The following is a 1,191-nucleotide window of genomic DNA, read 5'->3' as shown; positions in this document are numbered from 1 at the left end:
GCTTGTATCTTTAAACCAGACCAGCGCGGTAGAGTCTGAACGCCGTTGAGGCGGCCAGACCGGCCCGTGCAGTTTGGTAGGCGCTGGGGTGATAGAGCCCGTGACTGAGTACAGAACGCATGGCCGCCGCGCTGGTCTTCGTGAAGCCCGAACGGTTACGCGCGCCTTGATTGAGCGCGCATGCACAAGCAAGGGATCTGAAGATCATGTCTGTTACCTCAGTGACGGTGGGCATCGACGTGGCCAAGGCGCACGTGGATGTCTGTGTGCTGGGTGCCAAGAGCAGCGCCCAGCGGTTTGACAACGATGCCGAAGGCCACTCGGCGCTGGCGGCTGCCCTGCAGCCCCTGGACGTGGGTCTGGTGGTGATGGAGGCCACCGGCGGCTACGAGGCCGCGTTAGCGTGTGCCCTGCAGGCCACAGGCCTGCCCGTGGCGGTCATCAACCCGCGCCAGGCGCGCGACTTCGCCAAATCCATGGGACGCCTGGCCAAGACCGACGCGGTGGATGCGCGCACGCTGGCCGAGCTGGCAGCGGTGCTGCTGCGCCGCGACGATCTGCAGCGCTTCTTGCGCCCCCTGGCCGATGAGCGCCAGCAGTGGCTCGCGGCCCTGGTCACGCGCAGGCGCCAGTTGCTGACCATGCTCCATTCGGAGCGCCAACGGCTGCAGATCACGCCCAAGAAGCTGCACGCCAGCATCGAGGCCATCGAGGCGGCGATCAAGGCGCAGCTCGATGAGATCGAAGAGCAGATGGTCACGCATGTGCGCGAGCACTTTGGGGAGCTCGACACGCTGCTGCAGTCGGCTGCGGGAGTCGGCCCGGTGGCCAGTGCCACGATGATTGCCGAGCTGCCAGAGCTGGGCCGGCTGAACCGGCGCGAGATCGCTGCATTGGTGGGCGTGGCGCCCATGGCCAATGACTCCGGCGGCAGCAAGGGCAGGCGGCGCGTACAAGGCGGGCGCTTCGAGATCCGCCGCGTGCTGTACATGGCAACGCTCACGGCCACCCGCTACAACCCGGCCATCAAGGCCTTCTACGAGCGTCTGAAGGCCGCTGGCAAGTTGCCCAAGGTCGCCCTGGTCGCTTGCATGCGCAAGTTGCTCACCACGCTCAACGCCATGGTGCGCACTGCAAAACCTTGGGACAAGTCGCTTCATTGCGCTTGACTTCGAAGACGGTTACTCAGTC

At 65.5% G+C, this 1,191-nt stretch carries 1 protein-coding gene; it reads left to right on the top strand.

The genetic code is table 11. From position 1 onward, the window contains the following. Positions 1-203 precede the first annotated feature (203 nt). Positions 204-1,169 (top strand): IS110 family transposase, encoded by a 966-nt coding sequence (locus GH681_RS23075; protein WP_153163832.1) that lies wholly within the window; start codon positions 204-206, stop codon positions 1,167-1,169. Positions 1,170-1,191: the final 22 nt, after the last annotated feature.

The organism is Zoogloea sp. 1C4 (genome assembly GCF_009469605.1).
In the GTDB taxonomy this organism is placed as follows: Bacteria; Pseudomonadota; Gammaproteobacteria; order Burkholderiales; family Rhodocyclaceae; genus Zoogloea; species Zoogloea oryzae.
The sequence above is the reverse complement of the archived record's forward strand: the minus strand, read 5'-3'. Positions and strand labels throughout refer to the sequence as shown.